Origin of the sequence: Pseudalkalibacillus sp. Hm43 (assembly GCF_051842935.1) — a bacterium.
GTDB lineage: Bacteria > Bacillota > Bacilli > Bacillales > Fictibacillaceae > Pseudalkalibacillus.
Genome location: NZ_JBPXRR010000005.1, coordinates 22,966 through 43,589 on the forward strand (window position 1 = coordinate 22,966; position 20,624 = coordinate 43,589).

21 protein-coding genes are annotated in these 20,624 nt (G+C 43.1%); all 21 read right to left on the minus strand.

All coding sequences use genetic code 11. The annotated features are described in order from the left end of the window. Positions 1 to 66 precede the first annotated feature (66 nt). The 21 genes from ACSVDE_RS18630 to rnmV all read right to left on the minus strand — a co-directional run bounded on the left by ACSVDE_RS18630 (position 67) and on the right by rnmV (position 20,474). Entirely contained in the window at positions 67 to 729 is a 663-nt protein-coding gene (locus tag ACSVDE_RS18630; RefSeq protein WP_439302422.1) for a hypothetical protein, read from the minus strand. A 236-nt stretch (positions 730 to 965) separates the two neighbouring features. Continuing rightward, on the minus strand, positions 966 to 1,232 hold the full coding sequence (locus ACSVDE_RS18635) for an RNA-binding S4 domain-containing protein (protein ID WP_439302423.1): 267 nt from the start codon (positions 1,230 to 1,232) through the stop codon (positions 966 to 968). A 3-nt stretch (positions 1,233 to 1,235) separates the two neighbouring features. Further along, on the minus strand, positions 1,236 to 1,508 hold the full coding sequence (locus ACSVDE_RS18640) for an HU family DNA-binding protein (protein ID WP_226552629.1): 273 nt from the start codon (positions 1,506 to 1,508) through the stop codon (positions 1,236 to 1,238). Between the two features lie 88 nt (positions 1,509 to 1,596). Continuing rightward, positions 1,597 to 3,078 (minus strand): nucleoside triphosphate pyrophosphohydrolase, encoded by a 1,482-nt coding sequence (gene mazG, locus ACSVDE_RS18645; protein ID WP_439302424.1) that lies wholly within the window; start codon positions 3,076 to 3,078, stop codon positions 1,597 to 1,599. Position 3,079: 1 nt separating this feature from the next. Further along, positions 3,080 to 4,672, minus strand: a complete 1,593-nt coding sequence (locus ACSVDE_RS18650) for a putative polysaccharide biosynthesis protein (protein WP_439302425.1) — start codon at positions 4,670 to 4,672, stop codon at positions 3,080 to 3,082. A gap of 172 nt (positions 4,673 to 4,844) precedes the next feature. Then, a complete protein-coding gene (gene spoVT, locus ACSVDE_RS18655) occupies positions 4,845 to 5,381 on the minus strand; it encodes a stage V sporulation protein T (protein ID WP_439302426.1) in 537 nt (178 codons plus the stop codon). A gap of 166 nt (positions 5,382 to 5,547) precedes the next feature. Next, positions 5,548 to 9,087, minus strand: a complete 3,540-nt coding sequence (gene mfd, locus ACSVDE_RS18660; RefSeq protein WP_439302427.1) for a transcription-repair coupling factor — start codon at positions 9,085 to 9,087, stop codon at positions 5,548 to 5,550. 164 nt (positions 9,088 to 9,251) lie between these two features. Continuing rightward, the gene (locus ACSVDE_RS18665; protein ID WP_226552639.1) at positions 9,252 to 9,482 is read right to left on the minus strand and encodes an anti-sigma-F factor Fin family protein; all 231 of its coding nucleotides are present in this window, start codon (positions 9,480 to 9,482) and stop codon (positions 9,252 to 9,254) included. 59 nt (positions 9,483 to 9,541) lie between these two features. Beyond that, entirely contained in the window at positions 9,542 to 10,102 is a 561-nt protein-coding gene (pth, locus tag ACSVDE_RS18670; protein ID WP_439302454.1) for an aminoacyl-tRNA hydrolase, read from the minus strand. 488 nt (positions 10,103 to 10,590) lie between these two features. Next, the gene (locus tag ACSVDE_RS18675) at positions 10,591 to 11,250 is read right to left on the minus strand and encodes a 50S ribosomal protein L25/general stress protein Ctc (protein ID WP_439302428.1); all 660 of its coding nucleotides are present in this window, start codon (positions 11,248 to 11,250) and stop codon (positions 10,591 to 10,593) included. 84 nt (positions 11,251 to 11,334) lie between these two features. Continuing rightward, on the minus strand, positions 11,335 to 12,285 hold the full coding sequence (locus ACSVDE_RS18680) for a ribose-phosphate diphosphokinase (protein WP_439302429.1): 951 nt from the start codon (positions 12,283 to 12,285) through the stop codon (positions 11,335 to 11,337). A 5-nt stretch (positions 12,286 to 12,290) separates the two neighbouring features. Continuing rightward, positions 12,291 to 13,679, minus strand: coding sequence for a bifunctional UDP-N-acetylglucosamine diphosphorylase/glucosamine-1-phosphate N-acetyltransferase GlmU (gene glmU, locus ACSVDE_RS18685; RefSeq protein WP_439302430.1), 1,389 nt, complete (start codon positions 13,677 to 13,679; stop codon positions 12,291 to 12,293). Between the two features lie 212 nt (positions 13,680 to 13,891). After that, positions 13,892 to 14,182 carry a septation regulator SpoVG gene (gene spoVG, locus ACSVDE_RS18690; protein ID WP_221569249.1) on the minus strand — a complete coding sequence of 97 codons (291 nt, stop codon included), beginning with the start codon at positions 14,180 to 14,182 and terminating at the stop codon, positions 13,892 to 13,894. A gap of 380 nt (positions 14,183 to 14,562) precedes the next feature. After that, on the minus strand, positions 14,563 to 14,937 hold the full coding sequence (locus ACSVDE_RS18695) for a RidA family protein (RefSeq protein WP_439302431.1): 375 nt from the start codon (positions 14,935 to 14,937) through the stop codon (positions 14,563 to 14,565). After that, positions 14,934 to 15,770 (minus strand): pur operon repressor, encoded by an 837-nt coding sequence (gene purR / locus ACSVDE_RS18700; protein ID WP_439302432.1) that lies wholly within the window; start codon positions 15,768 to 15,770, stop codon positions 14,934 to 14,936. The genes ACSVDE_RS18695 and purR overlap by 4 nt, the downstream gene beginning before the upstream one ends. Before the next feature lie 68 nt (positions 15,771 to 15,838). After that, positions 15,839 to 16,699 (minus strand): 4-(cytidine 5'-diphospho)-2-C-methyl-D-erythritol kinase, encoded by an 861-nt coding sequence (gene ispE, locus ACSVDE_RS18705; protein WP_439302433.1) that lies wholly within the window; start codon positions 16,697 to 16,699, stop codon positions 15,839 to 15,841. Between the two features lie 208 nt (positions 16,700 to 16,907). Continuing rightward, positions 16,908 to 17,078 (minus strand): small, acid-soluble spore protein, alpha/beta type, encoded by a 171-nt coding sequence (locus ACSVDE_RS18710; RefSeq protein WP_439302434.1) that lies wholly within the window; start codon positions 17,076 to 17,078, stop codon positions 16,908 to 16,910. A gap of 352 nt (positions 17,079 to 17,430) precedes the next feature. Next, complete coding sequence (gene veg / locus ACSVDE_RS18715) at positions 17,431 to 17,700, minus strand: biofilm formation stimulator Veg (RefSeq protein ID WP_226552655.1); 270 nt, start codon at positions 17,698 to 17,700, stop codon at positions 17,431 to 17,433. 252 nt (positions 17,701 to 17,952) lie between these two features. Further along, positions 17,953 to 18,852 carry a sporulation peptidase YabG gene (gene yabG, locus ACSVDE_RS18720; protein WP_439302435.1) on the minus strand — a complete coding sequence of 300 codons (900 nt, stop codon included), beginning with the start codon at positions 18,850 to 18,852 and terminating at the stop codon, positions 17,953 to 17,955. Between the two features lie 189 nt (positions 18,853 to 19,041). Beyond that, positions 19,042 to 19,917: a 16S rRNA (adenine(1518)-N(6)/adenine(1519)-N(6))-dimethyltransferase RsmA gene (gene rsmA, locus ACSVDE_RS18725; RefSeq protein ID WP_439302436.1), complete on the minus strand. Its 876-nt coding sequence runs from the start codon at positions 19,915 to 19,917 to the stop codon at positions 19,042 to 19,044. After that, positions 19,914 to 20,474, minus strand: a complete 561-nt coding sequence (rnmV, locus tag ACSVDE_RS18730; protein WP_439302437.1) for a ribonuclease M5 — start codon at positions 20,472 to 20,474, stop codon at positions 19,914 to 19,916. The genes rsmA and rnmV overlap by 4 nt, the downstream gene beginning before the upstream one ends. Positions 20,475 to 20,624: the final 150 nt, after the last annotated feature.

Genomic DNA, 20,624 nt, shown 5'->3' on the forward strand with positions numbered 1-20,624 from the left:
GCTCCCCCCCAAACATAGTTTGTACCAATGTATGAAGGCAAGCGTGGGAATAGAACAAGCTCTCTGCTATACGATACCTAACTCATTAAGTTTTCGTACATAAACAGCCGCAGATGCTGCTAAGTCCAGATGATGGTCTAAAGGGTCTTTGTTTAGATATTTACAATCTACTAAGCCAGTCGCTCCATCAATAAAATCTTGCTCTGTGTCCAATAATTTCAAGCTGTTATTCTTACAATACTTTCTCAAAATCTGATTGTATTGTTGGGTTAGTTCTGTCCGTTGTTTTTGGGTTGCACTTATGCCTTTTCTAAGATTTGCAACATCGCCCCAACTCTGATGGTCTTTAATAGTTGGGGGTGGAGGTGTTGCAACAACGATATGTTGAAAGCCTAATGATTGTATGCTTTTTAAAAATGAAAAATAATTCGTCAGAGTTTCATTTAATTGACTGGAGACGGATAAATTGTATTTTTGAGCTCGATACCATATTACAAAGCCACAATCTACTTCTCCTAACATGAATAATAATGTCCTATTGCGGGGGAGTGGGTGGATTGAGAGATTAAAGGTTTGAAGGGCATTCGTTTTTGAGTTAGGATTCACCATCCCTAATGCTGTGGCCCCGCCTACATGACATATGGAAATGTTCGTCTTTTTTAGAAATTGATGATCTTTAATATATTGAAAGACCAAGACATGACTGTCACCAAAACAACTCAGATCCATATGAATCGCTTCCTTTACAAACAATTACCAATAAAATATGATTCAGCACGTTCGATTATGTGAGTGACAGGAACAAACTAAAAAAGATCGACCGACAGCTGTCCATCCTATCGTGCTGCTCCATTCTAGTAGAATGACGCGTAGACAGGTGACATTTCTGCCAGTCAATCTTTCTGTTATAGTACTAACCCCGATTTAATAAATTCTCTATGATGAAAGTACAGCTTATCCAATCATTATGCGTCGTCGTTTATACGTTGCTCGCTAACGATCGAATACATGGACGCTGCGTCTTCCTTTTTCGTTGTCTCTTTTAAGTCTTCCACTTTTACCGTAACGATCTTCTGTCCGAACCGGATTTGTAGTTCATCTCCCGGTTGGATGGTAGAGGACGCCTTCCCAGCGTTCCCGTTAATCAAGATTCTCCCTTGATCCGAAATTTCTTTCGCAACTGTACGTCGTTTGATCAAGCGAGAAACTTTCAGAAACTTATCAAGACGCATATTTTACTTTACTGCGTCTTTCAGCTTGTTTCCTGCACGGAAAGCAGGAACTGTAGATGCTGGGATATCGATCGTTTCACCAGTTTGTGGGTTACGTCCTGTACGGCTAGAGCGCTCACGAGTTTCGAATGTACCAAATCCGACGAATTGTACTTTGTCGCCATCCTTAAGAGCATCTGTAATTTCAGTCAATAGGCTGTTCACGACTGTTTCAACGTCTTTCTTCGTCATGCCCGCTTTTTCAGAAATATTGTTGACTAGATCATTTTTGTTCATTGTATGTACCTCCTAGTATTCTTCCTTGTTTGATAGACAAATTCGCGTCAAACCACGCTTCTCTGTCCATTCCAAAGAATAAAGTTCTCTATTCTTCGAGAGATTCCTTCTTTTTAGACATATTTTTTGCCTGTTCCCACAAAATGTCCATGTCTTCCAAAGTGACTTCCTCAAAAGAGACACCCTTCTTCTTAAGCGTTTCCTCGATATAACGGAACCGATCATAAAACTTCCGATTGGTCCTGTTGAGAGCGAGTTCAGGGTCTATCCCATAATAACGGCATAGGTTCACAAGTGCAAATAGGCAGTCTCCCAGTTCACTTTCCATCTCCTGCTGATCTTCTGTCTCAACCGCTTGGTGGAATTCATTCAATTCTTCTTTGATCTTTTCAATGATCGGTTCAACTTCGTCCCAGTCAAATCCGACCTTGGCAGCTTTTTTCTGTAGTTTCTCTGCACGGATCAATGCAGGATATTGATCTGTCCCATCCAAAATGGAAGTCCTATCCTGTCCGCCTTTTTCCTTCTTCTTGATTTCATCCCACGTTTCTTTGACTTCCTCAGCTGTTTCAAGTGAGTCATCACCAAATACATGCGGATGACGACGGATCATTTTTTCCGTCAGAGCCTGAATGACATCCTCAATGGTAAAATAACCATCATCCTCACCGATTTGTGCATGAAGCATGATTTGAAGGAGCACATCCCCCAGCTCATCGGTCAAATGATCATCATCCTGTTCATCAATGGCCTCAATGACTTCGTAGGCCTCTTCAAGTAAATATCGGCGTAAACTCTCATGAGTCTGTTTTTTATCCCACGGACATCCTTCCGGTCCTCTGAGCGTCTGGATTACATGACGTAATTGCGTGAATTCCCTGCTTAATTTACTCGTATCCCGAATCGGTTCTACATAAAGAGCAGTGAGGTTATGCAACTCGACATGACGATCCAGTTCGTAAAGCGGTACAGATACAATCGTTTCTTCACTTGAACCAGCAGCTGTGACGACATGTACCGGATGATCATCTGGATAGCGCTCCATCAGAATCAATTTTACATGGGAAGCGATGAATGCATCATATACTTGTCCAATGATGATATGCTGTTGCACATTCATTTGGTCTCGAGTAAGGCTTGTACCATCCAGTAGTTGAAATCCATCGATCGGATCGATTCGTAACGCCTGGAACATGGCATCCAGGAAGCTTTGTCCACCTCTGAATTCTACTTCCGTGTTGTGCTTTTCCTGCCCTTCGATCAAAAGCTGGACGGTCTGTTCGGCTACAAAAGGGTGACCTGGAACGACGTATACGATTGATTTATCTTCCGCTTCCACCCATAACCGCTCCACGATTTCATGGTACACACTTTCGAACGCATTTTCCTGTACATAGAGATCATCGAAGCTCTCGAATTTGATTCCTTCTGCTTCCAGCTCTTTCACGACCGGATGCTCTTTCGTCCGTAAAAAAAGATGCTCCGATTGTTTGATTCGTTTATAGACGCCATACGGGATCTGATCCAAATCGCCTGATCCTAATCCGATGACCGTAATTGTATTTCCCATGTTAACCGCTCCTTTCTCTGTAAAACCATTTGATCAAGTACTTTCCTTTCGGCAGCATTTCCAGCTCTTCATATTTCCAAACCCTCTGATTCATAAGGGCGATCAAATAAATGAGCGCTCCGAACACAGCGCTTGTCAACGCGACTAAACCTGCGACAAAGCGATCTTCAACAGGATGGAACATGAGCCACAATTCTTTCCATAAGAACGTCCCGACAGCCATCAGGAGAAGTGAAAAGACAACCTTCAGACTGTAAAAGCGTTGCATCTGGAAGACGTTCGTCAATCGTTGGACCATGAAAAGATTACAACAAGCTACAAATGCTGTGCTTATCACGGTTGTGATGGCCGCACCTGAAATACCCCATTTTGGAATCAGCCAAAGGTTCAAGATGGCTTTGATCACCAACGCAATCATGATGAACAAAACAGGATATCCGATCTTTCCGAGTCCTTGTAAAATCGCTGATGAAGTGATCGCAATGGAACCGAACAAAATTGCAGCAGCGAGTATACCGAGCGCAATCGAACCCTTCGTGTCCTCATACAAAAAGACGTTTGTCGGAGAGATGATGATAGCAAGCCCGACCGCTGCTGCTCCTCCTATGATAAAACTGAACTTCAATGTTTGACCTGTCAGGTTGATGATCTTTTCCTGATCTCTTTCTCGGTTCGATTTTGCAATATACGGGATGAGTGGTAATGCCATAGAAGTCGCTAAGACCGTCCCTAATTGCAGAAGGGGTTGTCCACGATCAAAGACTCCTTTACTCACCTTGGCATCAAGAAGAGCGACACCCACCTTTTCCAGGCCCGGCACAACTTGGAGGGCATCCACCAATTGGAACAAGGCAAACATGACCGCCGTAATACAGATCGCGAATCCCCCTCTTATAACGGATACCATCAAAGGAACTGTTCGTTTACGAGAAAGTACGCTCAATGGACCGATTGCAGTTGCTTTCTTTTTCACATATAGGAGCAAAACAACAATGGAGGCCATACTTCCGATCAAGCCACCAAATACAGCAGCACTTCCGACTGTGTAGTGATCCACTCCGTGGGAGACGAGCCAAATCGTCAGGATCAATATGAGGCTCACTCGGAAGAATTGTTCCACGACTTGCGAAATCGCTGTTGGGGTCATCTCTTTCTTTCCCTGGAAAAATCCCCTTATAACCGACAGAACCGGTACGAACAAAAAGGAATAAGAGGCGACCCGAAGCGGCTTCACCAGTAACGGATCGTTCATGGCACCCGCGATAGCAGGAGCCGATAAATATAACAATAAGAAAATCAGACCGAAGAAGCTGCTCAATCCAATCAAGATTGTAGTCAGCGTCTCTTTTGTATGCTGTAATTCATTTTCTGACAATACCTTAGAGATGATAAGCGGAAATCCATAAAGGCTTAACGCAAACGCAATAGCGTAGAATGGGTATACTTGTTGGTACACGTAAAGTCCTAGATCTCCGGCGATGTTCTGGTAGGGGATACGGTAAAATGCGCTCAGTATCTTCACAAGGAGTGCTGCACCAGATACAACGAGCGTCCCTTTCCAGAACGACTTATGCAATTCCGTTTGGTTGAACATCAAGCCACCGCCTATTTCGATAAAGAAAACTCGGCAAGCCAATAAGGCTTCCTTAAGAAGTACAATAATAGCCCCATTATATCATGAGAAAAGGTGAACCTGATAAGGGGTGAACTCTTATATAGCTTTAAAAAACAAAAATAAAAAGAAGCAGACTCGCCTGCTTCTTTTCTTATTGCTCCATTTGTTTGGCTAGAAATCCAGCTGCTGTTTCCGCTAATTTCTGTTCCACATCTCCGATCTGCTTGTCCGTCTTGCAGAGCAATACGACTGCCCCGATCGGATCCCCGTTCGCTACAATCGGTGCAATGACGTGTGCAACAGATTCACTATTGCCATCTGAAATTTCTACTGTCGTAGCTTGTGCAGACACGAGTGATTTTCGATCATTCATTGAGGATTCGATCATTTTGCCGATATTCTTATTCAAGTAATCCTTCTTGCCTCCACCAGCTACCGCTATAAATGCATCTCTGTCCGAAATCAATGCGATGTGTTGGGTGTGCTCGTACAATGATTCTGCGTACTCCTGAGCAAAATCTCCAAGCTCACTTATCGGCGAGTATTTCTTAAGGATGACTTCCCCTTCACGGTCAACGAAAATTTCAAGAGGATCTCCCTCACGAATGCGCAGGGTTCTTCGAATTTCCTTTGGAATGACGACCCGTCCAAGATCATCAATACGACGTACGATACCTGTGGCTTTCATTCTTTGTTGCCCTCACTTTCTATCGTTGCAAGATAATGGAGATACAATAGCATTCATGGTACAAATGAATAAATATACCATTGATTTTCCTTTAGTATCCGTACGTTCGCTTAATCTATTCACTTAAACGGAAAATTCTTCGAAAAGTGGAAGCCTCCTATCATCATTAGGCCTGGACGGTTTCTTTTTTGGCATCCGGTACTTTTTCAAGCACCTCTTCAATCGTCTTCAACAGCTTCTCATCCGCCATTTTCTTATGGTTCACGATGACTTTGATCTGTTCTTTCTCCATCCCAAGATTCACATGACGACCTATTTTATTCACGATATCAAAAAGCTTGCTTCCATCTAGCTGCAGTGTCGTTTCTTTCGACAATAGAAGCTGTACCTGGTTGTTCTTCATCTGTTCGACCTTTTCGACTTTCTCTCGTTGTGCGTAAAGTTTGATTCTGGATACCGCAAATAAGTTCTCCACTTGCTCTGGATAGTCACCGAAACGATCGATCATTTCATCATGAAGATCCAAGACATCCTCAAAGTTCTCAATTCCCTTGAAGCGTTTATACATGTCGATTTTCTGTTTTTCATCCGCAATATAGGAAGAAGGGATGTACGCATCGACGTTAAGATCCAGCTCAAGTTCAAATTCCTTCTTCTTCGGTTTCTCGCCTTTCCGTTCTTCAATCGCTTCCTTCAGCATTTGAGAGTAAAGATCGAATCCGACAGAATCAATGAATCCATGTTGTTGCGCACCTAACAGGTTACCCGCACCACGAATCGAAAGATCTCGCATCGCGATCTTGAAGCCCGAACCTAATTCCGTGAATTCTTTGATCGCTTGTAGACGTTTCTCCGCTACTTCCGTAAGCACCTTATCCCGTTGATACATGAAATAGGAATAAGCGACGCGATTGGAGCGTCCGACACGTCCACGCAGCTGATACAACTGCGATAAGCCCATCTTGTCGGCGTCGTTGACGATCAACGTGTTTACATTCGGAATGTCGACCCCTGTTTCAATGATCGTCGTACTGACTAGTACGTCATAGTTACCATCCAAGAAGTCGATCATCACCGATTCAAGTTCATTTTCTCGCATCTGACCATGAGCGTATGCAACGCGGGCATCCGGAACAAGCTGGGATATCTGATCAGCCATCCGTTCAATCGATTCGACCCTATTATATAAAAAGTACACTTGACCGCCTCTAGATAATTCACGCTCGATCGCCTCTCGTATGATGCCTCCGCTATACTCGACCACATACGTTTGGACCGGGAAGCGGTTTTCAGGCGGAGTTTCGATGACAGATAAATCACGAACGCCAAGCATCGACATATGCAACGTACGTGGAATCGGTGTCGCCGTCAACGTAAGTACGTCCACATTTGTTTTCATCTGTTTGATTTTCTCTTTATGGGTTACACCGAATCGTTGCTCCTCATCAATGATCAGCAATCCAAGATCTTTGAATTGGATATCTTTAGACAGAATACGATGTGTTCCGACGACGATATCGACGGTTCCTGCCTTCAGTCCTTTTAACGTTTCTGTTTGTTCCTTCCGTGTCCGGAAACGGCTTAACGAACGGATCGTAATCGGAAACTCAGCAAAACGCTCCAGGAACGTTTCGTAATGCTGTTGGGCAAGGATTGTCGTCGGTACGAGGAAGGCGACTTGCTTACCATCATTGATCGCTTTGAAAGCAGCACGGATCGCTACTTCTGTTTTTCCATAACCGACATCTCCACATAGCAATCGATCCATCGGACGTTCCATCTCCATATCCTTCTTGATCTCTTCAATCGCCCTCAGCTGATCTTCCGTCTCTTGATATGGGAAGGCACTTTCGAATTCCTGCTGAAGTCCTGCATCTTCAGAGAACGCATATCCTTTCGACGCTTCACGTTCTGCATAAAGCTTGATGAGATCATCAGCAATGTCCTGGACAGACGATTGGACTTTGCTTTTGACTTTCTTCCATTCGCTGCCGCCCAGTTTATAGACCTTCGGCTCTTTCCCTTCCGATCCGACAAACTTCTGCACCTGGTCAATCTGCTCTACAGGGACATACAGTTTGTCATCGCCTGCATATTTAAGGTTGAGATAATCCTTATGAACACCATTGATTTCGAGCGTTTCAATACCGAGGTATTTACCGATCCCATGGTTGATATGGACGACGTAATCGCCGACCTTCAACTCAGAATAGCTTTTGATCCGTTCAGCATTTGAAACCTTCTGTGGTCTTCTCGGTTTTCTCGTTGTTTTTTTCGTGAATACTTCCTCTTCTGTCAAAACGACCAACTTACGCATCGGTAGCTCAAATCCACCATTCAAATCACCGATGATGATATGGTTTTTACCCGGTGTGAGTGGCGTATTACCGTCTGTGAGTGCCGCTTCGATTTTGTAATCTTCCATGACACGTTCAAGACGCTTGGCCCGCTCTTTGTTGGCAGCCAAAAAGACGACGGCATCTTTACTCTTATGCCATCTCTGCACTTCAGAAAGGAGGACATTCAATTGTCCATGGAAGTTTTGCATCGCTTTACAGCTCATATTGATGATGTTCTGAGGATTGGTGTGTGGAACATGTCTTAAGAATAAAGAAAGATATAAGAACATAAGCTTCGGTCGATTGACCAGATCCTCATATTGATGGGAAAGGCGTAATCCTGACAAAATCTCTCCCTGATTCAATAAAGTCGTATGCCATTCTGCTTCTTCCTTCTCCAAATTTGAAGAAGTCTCCTGGACACGACTGATTTCATCCATAATGACCAGCGCATCTTCGGGAAGATAGTCTAGCAAACTAGCAGGGTGTTCATAGTAGCAGGAAATGTATTTGTACATTCCTTGGAATGTTTGTCGATGTTTTAACTGTTCGATTTCGTACCCGATGTTTTCGGTGAGCTTCTCCTTTACTCCCGCGTCTTTTATTTTTTGGAGTGATCTCGATAACCCGAGGTCAACCTTAGAAACGGCTCTTTCGTAGTGTTCCGGAAAAAGTATGATTTCTTCTGCCGGCCCAACCTGGATCTCTTGAAGTTGATTTTCAGATCTTTGTGTTTCAACGTCAAAATAACGGATGGAATCCACTTCTGTATCAAACAACTCGATTCGAAGAGGCTGTGCTTCGGTCAGTGGAAAGATATCGAGAATCCCCCCACGAATACTGAACTCCCCTGGACCAGTAATCATATCAGAACGTTCATAACCCATGGCAATCAACTGATTCTTCACGTCATCCAGTTCGATATCCGTACCTCGCTTGAATGTTACACGCCTCGCGTTCCATACATTCTTCGGAGGGATCATTCTTCTCAAGCCTGCAATCGGAGTGATGATCACTCCGCCGTCAGACCTGTCCGCCAATCGGTTCAGAACATCAATCCGTTGAGATTTCAATTCTGGACTGGCAATTGCGATTTCAGCAGAAGTCAGCTCGTTCACTGGATACAAATGCACCGTTTCTTCCCCGAGAATCGCCACTAAGTCTTCATATAGCTTTTGAGCTTGAAAAAGGTTATGTGTAACGACGAGCTGAGCACGACTATTCGATTGATATAGGCCAGCCATCAATAAGGTACGAGCAGAGTTCGATAAACCAGAAACCAATTGCTCCCGCAGACCTTCCGACATACCTGTAATGAGGGATTGGAAATCATCATTATCACAAAAATACTTCAATAAACCTTGCATCACTTTTATCTCCTTCCCAGTAGGAATGGGAGTCCAAATTCCCTAAACTGTATCTTCTTGTTGTCTATAGATTTTTCAATCCATTAAAATGATAAAGACTTTTATGAACAGCCAGGCTACTTCTTACACAGCAAAAAACGCCTTGGTGTGTGAACCAAAGCTGTTTACTGTATAAATGAATCCAGTGCATGAAAATCTGGGTTCCTTCTTAGCATTTCATAACAGTCCTCACAAATGGATTTTACATACATATGTCCTTGATCATCATAGGATAAGTATTCTTCCCTCTCTTGATCGGTCAGTTGATTCAATCCTAAATCCGTTGAACCGACAGAATGCAGATCCAGCTTACCGATCTGGACATTACAATGCTTACATGAATAATAGACTGCCATCTTCCGCCTCCTCAGTGACCTGTTATACTCTCATTATGGTCGCTAAGAGGCGTTTCTATTCACCCGTTGTACCGGTTCATCACTTGAGAAAATGGCTTTTGGATCCAACTTTCACATGCCTTGGCAGATCGATCGAGAGCTTCTGTAATCGCATCTCGTTGATCGGGACGGAATGTTTTCAAGACATAATCGGGTACAGCTTCACCTGGCTCAGGCCTTCCGATTCCGATTCGGACCCTTTTAAAGTCCTGAGTACCTAAATGCTGTATGATGGACTTCATCCCATTGTGACCGCCTGCGCTTCCTTTTTCACGAAGACGCAGCTTTCCCGGTACTGTGTCTAGATCATCATAAATGACAAGCAGATCTTCACGATCGACTTTATAATACTTCATCAGTGGAATGATGGAGTCTCCAGAACGATTCATATAGGTGAGAGGTTTTAATAAACATATTTTATGCCCGTTTACTTCCCCTATGCCATACAACCCGTTGAACTTTTGCTTATTCAATGGAATAGACAGTGACTCAGACAGTTGGTCAATCACTTTGAATCCGACGTTATGACGTGTTTCTTCGTACTTGCTTCCTGGATTACCTAAACCAGCGATTACCTTCATGTCTTCATGACCTTCCTTTTCAAACAATTGCTTAATCTTATTCAACATTTTGAATATAACTCCTCATATGAACTTTCTTATTCTATTCCAGATTAAGTCGTTCCATCCTCCCAGAGGATGGTTTCAACTTTATTACAATTTAGAAAAGCTTAAGCACCCGTTCAGCCACGAAGGTCACCGAAGGCCTGATGAGGAGGCTGTTGCCGCCGCAAGAAGGCTGAAGTGATCCAAGTGGCTGGGTGCTGAAGCTAGACATCAAGAAAACGTAAGTGCTTTTCTAAAGTCTATTTTATCTTAAAGGATCTTCGACTAAACCCCACCACGTCCTGTGGTGAACGTCGAAGCCAGCACATCCTGTGGAAGTGAGGCTTGCGGTTCGCCCGCGGAAAGGGAGTGAATTCCGAAGAAACCAACCTTTCTATTAGACGTAGAAAAAGGCGCAACCAAAGCGGCTACGCCTTTGTATGAATATGAATATTTCGTCGATGTTAATCTTCTTTTTTCTCTTCTGCTTCTTCTTCCCCGTCATCATCAGAATCGTCTTTATCACTGATGACTTCTGGTTCTTGATCTTCTTCATCGATCATTTCTTCTTCCGGTTCTTCAGTCGGAGGTGCGATTGAAACGACAACCTCTTCCGGATCTGTCATGATGTTGTACGAAGAATTTTCAATGACATCTGCAACTGTAAATGCGTCACTGATATTCAATTCCTCGATATTGACCTCGATCTCACTTGGAATATCAGCTGGCAACGCTCTAACCGTAATGTCATGTAAGAAGTGCTGTACGACGCCGCCTTCTTTCGCTCCAGCAGGCTCGCCGACAAGACGTACAGGTACATCTGCATCTGTTTCTTCATTCAAGTCGATTTCTCTGAAGTCGACATGAATCAGAAGATCTTTCAAATGATCGATCTGCAGGTCTTGTACCATAGCAGAATGTTTTTTGTTGTCGATTTTCAAATTGATGACTGCATTAATTCCGTTTTCACGGATCGATTTTACGAAATTGACTCTGTTAAGATAGATCGGCTTACTATCACCGTTTCCATAGAAGACTGCTGGTACATTGCCTTCTTCACGTAACTTCCTTGTAGTAGAACGACTGAAATCATCTCTTACTTTCACATCTAAATCGATAGCCATAACGAAATCACCTTCCTGTGTCAGTTACTATTTTAAAACTATACCCGAAAACAGATAGGTTCAAACATCAATCAGACAAAAAGATTAATCGAACAGCTTACTTACAGATTGTTGCTCATGAACTCGGATAATCGCTTCCCCTAGAAGAGGTGCTACTGAAAGCTGTGTCAATTTATCAATGAATTTCTCTTCAGGTAGTGCGATCGTATTCGTTACTACGAGCTCTTTGATTTTTGAATTTTGGATACGTTCAATCGCAGGACCAGATAACACTGGATGTGTACAGCAAGCATACACATCTGTCGCACCATTTTCAATCAATGCGTTTGCCGCAAGTGTAATCGTTCCTGCTGTATCGATGATATCATCGATCAAGATCGCCGTTTTCCCTTCAATGTTACCGACGATATTCATGACTTCGGAAACATTCGGTCGTGGACGACGCTTATCGATGATCGCAATAGGTGCTTTCAAGCGGTCCGCCATTTTTCTAGCACGTGTCACTCCGCCATGATCAGGAGAGACGATGACGACATCTTCTAAGTTCTTGCTTTCGAAGTAATTCGCCAATGTCGGTACACCAAGCAGTTGATCCACTGGAATATCGAAGAAACCTTGGATTTGCGGTGCGTGAAGATCCATGGAAATGACACGTGTTGCTCCTGCTGTTTCCAAAAGGTTTGCAACGAGCTTTGCCGTAATCGGCTCTCTTGAACGAGCTTTACGATCTTGTCTTGCATATCCATAGTAAGGAATCACAACATTGATTGTCTTAGCTGATGCACGCTTCAATGCATCGATCATGATCAATAGTTCCATCAAATTTTCGTTGACCGGAGAAGAAGTGGATTGGATGACATATACTTCGCCACCACGAATGCTTTCTTCGATGTTGATTTGGATTTCTCCGTCACTGAAACGTTGAACAGAACATTTCCCCATGTGAACACCAATGTGTTCAGTAATTTCTTCAGCCAGGCCTTCATTGGAATTTAAGGTGAATACTTTTAACTTCGAGTTCTCATACTTGGACACGCTTATTACCCCCTGTGATTGTTTTGCTTTTCCTGTATTTTAGAAACGTAACCTTCTTTATTCGTTTGGCGAGCTCGAGCGATGGACAAAGCTTCGCCAGGTACATCTTCAGTGATCGTCGATCCAGCTGCAACATAAGCATTTTCTCCAACTGTGACGGGGGCAACCAAATTGGAATTACATCCAATGAATGCTCCATCTCCAACTTTCGTCAGATGCTTGTTTTTACCGTCGTAGTTGACAGTGATCGATCCACAGCCGAGATTGACGTCTTTACCGATCTCAGCATCACCGATGTAACTCAGATGCGATGCCTTGCTACCGTGGTCCATCTTAGATTTCTTCACTTCTACAAAGTTCCCGATCTTGATCTCATTCCCCAACTGTGATTGTGGACGGATATGAGCGTAGGGTCCAATCGCAACTTTGTCTCCGACTTCACTATCGTGTACCACGGATTGTTTGATCGTCGTTTCGTTACCGATCTGACTATCTTTAATTTCTGCATTCGGTCCGATGGTACACTCTTCACCGATTACTGTATTCCCGGATAATACGGTTCCAGGGTAGATGACCGTATCTGCTCCGATCTTCACATCGGAAGTGATATACGTCTGTTGTGGATCAATGATCGTAACACCGTTCTTCATATGTTTGGTGTTGATCCTCTTCTTCATCAGACGCTCCGCTTCCGATAAGGCAACTCGATCATTAACGCCAATCGTTTCTTCAAATGCAGGGGTCTGGTAAGCTGCCACCGTTTCATTTTGCTCTTTCACGATTTCGATGACATCCGGCAAATAGTATTCACCTTGTACGTTGTCATTCGTCACTTGTTTCAGCGCTTCAAACAACGTCTTATTGTCAAAACAGTACGTACCTGTATTGATTTCTTGAACAGCTTGTTCATGAATAGTCGCGTCTTTATGTTCGACGATTTTCGAAACAGTTCCGTCCTCTTTTCGGATGACTCTTCCATATCCGAACGGGTCTTCTGCATGTGCCGTCAGTAAAGTGACTTTCGCGTTTTCTTTTTCATGATGTTTCAAGAGTGCATCCATCGTTTCAGCTGAAATCAATGGTGTATCACCACAGACGACGAGTGTCGTACCTTCAAGGTCTCCTAACAAATCCTCTGTTTGCATGACGGCATGACCTGTGCCGAGCTGCTCCTCTTGCAACACATAATTCACTTCAGCACCGAGCTGATCTTTCACCTTTTCAGCTCCATGACCAATGACCGTGACGATTTGATCGACCTGTACTTCTTTAATCTGATCGACAACATGTTGAACCATCGGTTTACCACCTACAGGGTGCAACACTTTATATAAACGAGATTTCATTCGGGTACCTTTTCCAGCTGCTAACACAACCGCATATCGTTTCGACATATATATCCTCCAATGCTCGTTGTTGACCTTTATCCAATATGAATATATCTTATAATCCTGTATGATTCAAGGAAAGGCGCCATTTGTCGCTATATTGAAACATTCTATGTAGGAGGAGAATGATTCATATCCAATGATTGGTATCCATACTGTTCACGCCACAATAAAAAGAACCTAATCGAAGGTGATCAGGTTCTTAGTTGCGTAGATTATTAGGATGCACCGGCTTCTTCAAGTGCGGACTCCAATTCCCCTACACGATGGTATTCGGTTAACACAGCTGTCTGGATCTTCTCACGAGTGTTTGATGTGATCGGATGTGCGATATCACGGAATTCACCATCTGGCGTCCGCTTGCTCGGCATTGCAACAAACATTCCATTGTTTCCGTCGATTACACGGATATCATGAACTACGAATTCATGATCGATGGTAATTGAAGCAATCGCCTTCATACGCCCATCTGTGTTCACTCGTCGAAGTCTTACGTCAGTTACTTCCATTTTGTAAAACACACCACCTTTTTTATAAATACCAGCGTACTAAGAGGTTTCTACACACTTGTAACTTTTTCCTGCTCGGAATATAAAAAATAATGAAAAAATTTAATCAACTTAAAAAGAAAGGCTGTTGTCGCAAGAAAGTAGTTGATTTCCGCTTCAGGTGCTCGCTTTCCGCGGGGCGTGCGGTGAGCCCACTCGTCGCGTTGCCACATTGATTGGTCTCACCTGTCCCGCTGATCCCGCTGGAGTCTCGCACCCTGCACTCCAATCAAATCCACAAGTTGTTTCTATCTAAAAGCAACAATTCTTAAGAAAAGAGCCCAAAGAAAATAAAAAAAGCCAACGATAGCATTAGTTGCTGTCGTTGGCTTTTGTTCTTCTTATTTCACTAGTGCAATGACTTCAATTTCAATCCGTACGTCTTTCGGAAGCTTGGACACTTCTACACAAGAACGTGCAGGCTGATGATTCTCGAAGTAACTTCCGTAAATTTCATTCACGGTCGGAAACTCATCCATATCCTTTAAGAAGACCGTTGTTTTGACGACTGTATCGAGGGATGCTCCCGCCTCTTCCAAAACAGCCTTCAAGTTAGAAAAGATCTGATGCGTTTGTGTTTGGACATCCTCACCAGCAAGTGTGCCTTCCGGAGTGAGGGCAATCTGACCAGAACTATAAAATATGTTGTTTACAACGATTCCCTGGGAGTATGGCCCGATCGCTTCAGGTGCGTTCGTCGTATGGATCTTCTTCATTCGCTTCCAACCTCCATCTGATCTAAGTAATTACCTGCTTCAACTTGTATCTTCTGCTCTCTCGTATCGACATTGGAGAGACGAGCTAAAGAAATATAGTCATCGACAAGTCTTTCCTGGACTTCCTCAGATTCAACAAGTACTCCGATTCCTACCATTGTCGCGTCGAATTCTTGAAGTAGATCCATCATACCTTTGATTGTGCCGCCTGCCTTCATGAAGTCATCGATGATCAAGACGTTGGAGCCTGATGGCAGGCTTCTTTTCGCTAACGCCATCGTTTGGATTCTTTTAGTCGAACCGGAAACGTAATTGATGCTCATCGTTGAACCTTCAGTGACGCGACTATTGCTACGGACAATCACAACTGGAACGTTCAGATAGGATGCAACAGCGTATGCGAGTGGAATCCCTTTTGTCGCTACGGTCATGACAACATCAATCGAACGATCTGCAAACATGGATGCAAACATCCGTCCAACCTTATTGATGATCGAAGGATTCCCTATGATATCCGTCATATAAAGATATCCACCTGGAAGTACACGTTCTGAAGAGCTTAATAGACCCTTCAGTTCTTCAATCACTTCACGTGCTTCATCTTCTGATACGCGCGGAATATACCGGACGCCTCCTGCTGCACCAGGTACAGTTACCAACCAGCCTACACCTTGTCCCTCAAAGTTTTCTTTAATAATCAACAAATCTTCGCTTATGGATGACTTTGCAGCTCCGTATCGATCACTGAAAAAAGAAAGAGAAATGAGTTCATGTGGATGCTGGAGGAGATAACGAGTCAAATCAACGAGCCTGCTGCTTCGTTTTAATTTCATGCTTAATTCCTCCAAAACCGAATATTTTAAGGTTAATATACCACTTTTGTACGGGTTTATTCAACCTGTTATTCGGTTTCTCCTAACATCCTGACCATATATACTTCGTTACAAAACCCTCTGAGACCATTGTAGATCCGTTGAGCACGTGTTTCATGAACAGTCAGCCCAAATACTGTCGGACCGCTTCCACTCATCAAAACGCCTTCTGCTCCTAGACGTTCCATCTGATTCTTGATGTGAGAAACATCCGGATAATCCTCTAGTGTGACGGATTCCAGTACGTTCCCTAACAAATAACAGATTTGGTTGAAGTCTTTCCGTTCAATTGCAGCCACCATCGATTGGATATCAGGATGTTCGACCTCTGCCAATTTCAAATTCCGATACACATCCGCAGTCGATACGCCAATAGCTGGTTTTGCTAAAACGACCCAACAAGGGGGTGGTGATGGAATCGACTTGATGATTTCTCCTCTTCCTGTTGCAAGAGCTGTGCCGCCATAAACACAAAAAGAAACATCGGATCCAATTTTGGCACCTAAAACAGCTAATTCATCAATCGATAGCCCAAGATCCCATAATTCGTTCAAGCCTTTTAGAGTGGCTGCTGCATCGCTGCTTCCTCCTGCAAGACCAGCGGACACGGGGATATGCTTATCAATTGTGATGTGTACACCTTCGTTTCGGTTACACTCTTTTTTAAGTAAGTCTGCCGCCTGATAAGCGAGGTTTCGAAAGTCAGAAGGGACGTACCCCCCTGAGGATTCGATTTTGATGATGTCTTCATCAAGTGTGGTCAATTCAATCCGATCAGCCAGATCAATGGTCGTCATGACCATCTCCACTTCATGAAATCCATCGTCACGTTTATGTAAGACGTCTAATGAAAGATTTATTTTTGCCGGAGCTTTAATAGAAAGTTTCATTCTTCTTCACCTACTTCATAAGTCCATAATACCGCAGAATAGTTTATCATACATTCTGCCAGAATTGCGGAAAACATTCAATTAAAAAAAGGATGGACATACTTGTTCAATCAACTCGGTCCTAACATTTCCTGCAACATTTGTGTTGAGGGGTCTGTTTGGCAGCTGGAGGATTGTCAGTACGGTCCACCCTGTATAGAGCAGTAGTTTATTCAGACATTTGTTGTTGTGCTTTTTCAATCGCACGTTTGACCATGTTTCCGGCATCTCTGGAACGTATCGCTCCCCAACCTTCTTTTTGCACGGTCTCATAGAAGCCTAACTCTTTTGCAATTTCTTCTTTAAAACGGTCGGACATAACGCCGCGTCGTCTTGCCATAATTGCGAAAAGCCCCTTTCAAATCCTTTTTCACTACTACGTATGATTAGTATAAGGAGTTGAAGGTGAATTATGATTTCCTTATGTAGGTAGTACAGGGTTGATTGTAGTCGAAATTTACGACACTCCTGCGGGAACAGCGAGCCAGGCAAGACCCCACAGCGAACTTGTGGGTCAAGCATCACAAAGATCTTCGACTAAGACCCACCACGTCCTGTGGTGAACGTCGAAGCCACCACCTCCTGTGGAAGTGAGGCTTGCGGTTCGCCCGCGGAAAGGGAGTGAATTTCGAAGAAATCAACAACAGATATTTAAGCCTATAAAAAGTAAAAAAGCAGTTAGACATTATGCCTTACTGCCCGCTTACCATCATTCCGTTCGTAGTATCTTCAGCAAATGTGATTTCGACTGTTTCAGTCAAAACGTCAGCATAGCTGTATGATACGCGTTCAAATGCATTTGTATCTTGATCCAACTTCACAATGAAGACTGCTGGATAAGTTTCTTCTAAGGTGCCACTTCTCTCAATGGTTTTTCGTCGTCCTCCGTTAGCTTTCAACGTTAGACGCTTACCAACTTGCCCTTCTAACACGCGTTTTATGTCAGGAATTGTTTTACCCATTCTACTACACCTCACTTAGACAAATTATAACATCATTTGATGCATTTTGTCAAAATAAATCTAAAATTATAGCAATGCTCTGTAACAGTTGTCAACGGTGTTGGCTCTATTTTTTTAATTTAAAATTATTTTGTCATTAAAATAGGTATATTATGTAGACTTGTACAAAAAAATTGGAGAAAAAATTCAAATCAGTTGAACCAGGCTGACTCTTCATATCCAATAAAATTCGACAGAGACAGCCTATGGTTTTTATGCATTTGCGTTTGCAGCAGTTGTTTGATTATTGTTCTCTGGGTCTTTAATCGGCATTCCCGTTCTTAAGAAACCTGTCGTTTCCACCCCACCTAGACCATCATCACCTGTAATCGTGTTCCGCAAAACTTCCCACACATTGATTCGGTCATAAAAGGAGGTGAAGCTTACCTTTGACACGATATAAACGGGATCCAACGCATGAATGTTGACTCTTGAAGGTGAGCTTGCAAAATTGGCACCAGCTCTGATCAATGATTCAAAATGCGACTGGCATGCACCGGCAAAAATCATCAACTGATCAAGGTTCGGATTTTTTTTGCGAGCATCTTTCACTGTACGCACGAAATACTTGGAATGCCTATAAGCTTGCAGGTCTGAAGTATCCCCTTTGGATCGGATATAAGCATCATGACCTGTAATGACTAATATGTCCGGAGCAACTTCATCCATAAGGGCAGGTACTTTTTCCGGCATTTCGGTTTCCTTCATATGGATTCCGAAAACAGGCACATTCAACTTTTTATATAATTCAAGACATTTGTTCAGGTAATATGGATCTCCATCGACATGCAGAACTTTCCCAGGGAGCCTGAAGTAAGAGTGGTTTTTGTCATATCCGCCTGTCGCAGAATACTCCATCTTATGTCTTAACAATTGATAATCCTGTCGAAATAAACGATAGGAAGATTTCTCTTTTTCTTTGATCTTCTTTCTTCGTTCTTGTTGCTCATCACCATTCATCACGACCAGATCATCCACAGGGGCATCTGCGATCAATCTCATATCTTCCCCGGCTAATTCAGCCATCTGATCGTCTGTTATATGGGTAATACGAAATAAGAGATCACATTGGTATGAACGTCTTCCGACGATGTCCCCTACTTGAATAGGCATAAACTCTATTCCCCCTCGACGAGAGTGATCCTGAGTGCTTATCATTTAAGATAATGGATATATGATTGCTTACTTTCGAATTTCAGTTACTCTTTAAACCTATGTTCAGGAGTTTGAAAAAATGATTAATTATCAAAATGCATAAAGAAACCCTTATCGATGGTGGATCGATAAGGGCATGAATGATGATTATCTTTTTAATGGAAGCAATGCATTCGAGAGTTTGGCGAATTCAGCAATCGTCAGTGTCTCTCCACGACGTTTCCCATCAATGTCGACCTCTTGAAAAACTTGCTCGATTTCAGCTTTTTGCTCTTTTGATAAGAGATTGTTCTGTAAATTGTTCAACAAGGTCTTTCTGCGCTGAGCGAAGCTCGCACGTACAACCTCGAAGAAAAACGTTTCATCCGCCACTTCAACGGGTGGCTCATCACGTAACATCAACGATATGACAGATGAATCCACATTCGGTTGAGGTACGAAGACCGTTTTCGGAACTTTCACTTCTGATTTGGCAACCGCATAATATTGAACGGCTATTGAAAGAGATCCATAATTTTTCGTCCCCGGTTCTGCTGCCATCCGATCGGCTACTTCTTTTTGGATCATCACGACAATACCCCTGATCGGCAATCGTTCCATCAGCAGCTTCAGTATGATGGGTGTAGTCACATAATAAGGTAAATTCGCGACGACCATCAAATCATCAAGTCCACTGAATTCCTCTTCGATGATAGCAGGAAGATCCGCTTCCAGCACATCTTGATGGATGATTTTCACATGGGGATAGTCAGACAAAGTATCTTTCAAAATTGGAATCAATCTTTGGTCGATTTCGAACGCTGTAACCTTTTTGGCGCGTTTCGCCAATTGTTCCGTCAACGAACCGATTCCAGGTCCGATCTCAATGACACCAGTTTCAGAAGTCACACCAGCAGTATCGACGATCTTGTCGAGAATGTTTCGATCTATCAAGAAGTTCTGGCCCAGACTTTTTTTGAAAGTGAATTTATGTTTATCAATTATTGATCTCGTATATTGAGGGGTTGAGATATCTTTTCTCATGACTCCTCCTCCTTTAACACATGTTGAAGCGCGTCTCTAAATTCCTCACGACTGATTTGGAACATCTTCAGCCTTTTATGTAGTTGCTTTCCATTACTATATCCTAGTTTCAAATAAGTTCCGAGCTTTTCACGGCGTTCACGGGCATGATTGCCACCAATCAAGCCACCATCAATGAGGTCTTGCCAGCTGATCGTTTCAAACTCTTCATTCACAAAGTCTTGTCGCGCTTCTCGCAGTGCATTTCGAATAGAATCATCGGATGCATGTTCAATTCCGACACCTTTGTTATTGAGTGCGATCGCTTCTTGTTTTGGGAGAAAAGCATGCTTACAGCCCGGCACACGTTCACGAATGATCTTTCGAATTCGTTCACCCGGAAAGTCTGGATCTGTGAATACAATCACACCTCTCCGCTCTTGAGCAAGCTTGATCCTCTCCAATGTTGTTTCGCTGATTTCCGAACCGTTTGTCTCGATTGTATCAGCATCTATTGCCCGTTTTATCGCAATCGTATCGCTTTTCCCTTCGACCACGATAATTTCTTTAATTTTCATGAAAAACCTCCGAAATATTTGAAACCTTTTTGTAATGAATGCGTCTATATAAGTAGAACGGCTTTTAACTCAGTATACCCTAACCCAAACTTTTAGATAAAGCGTTCATTTTTGGGGTGGAAGATAAAGATAAAAAGCACAGGGACGGTA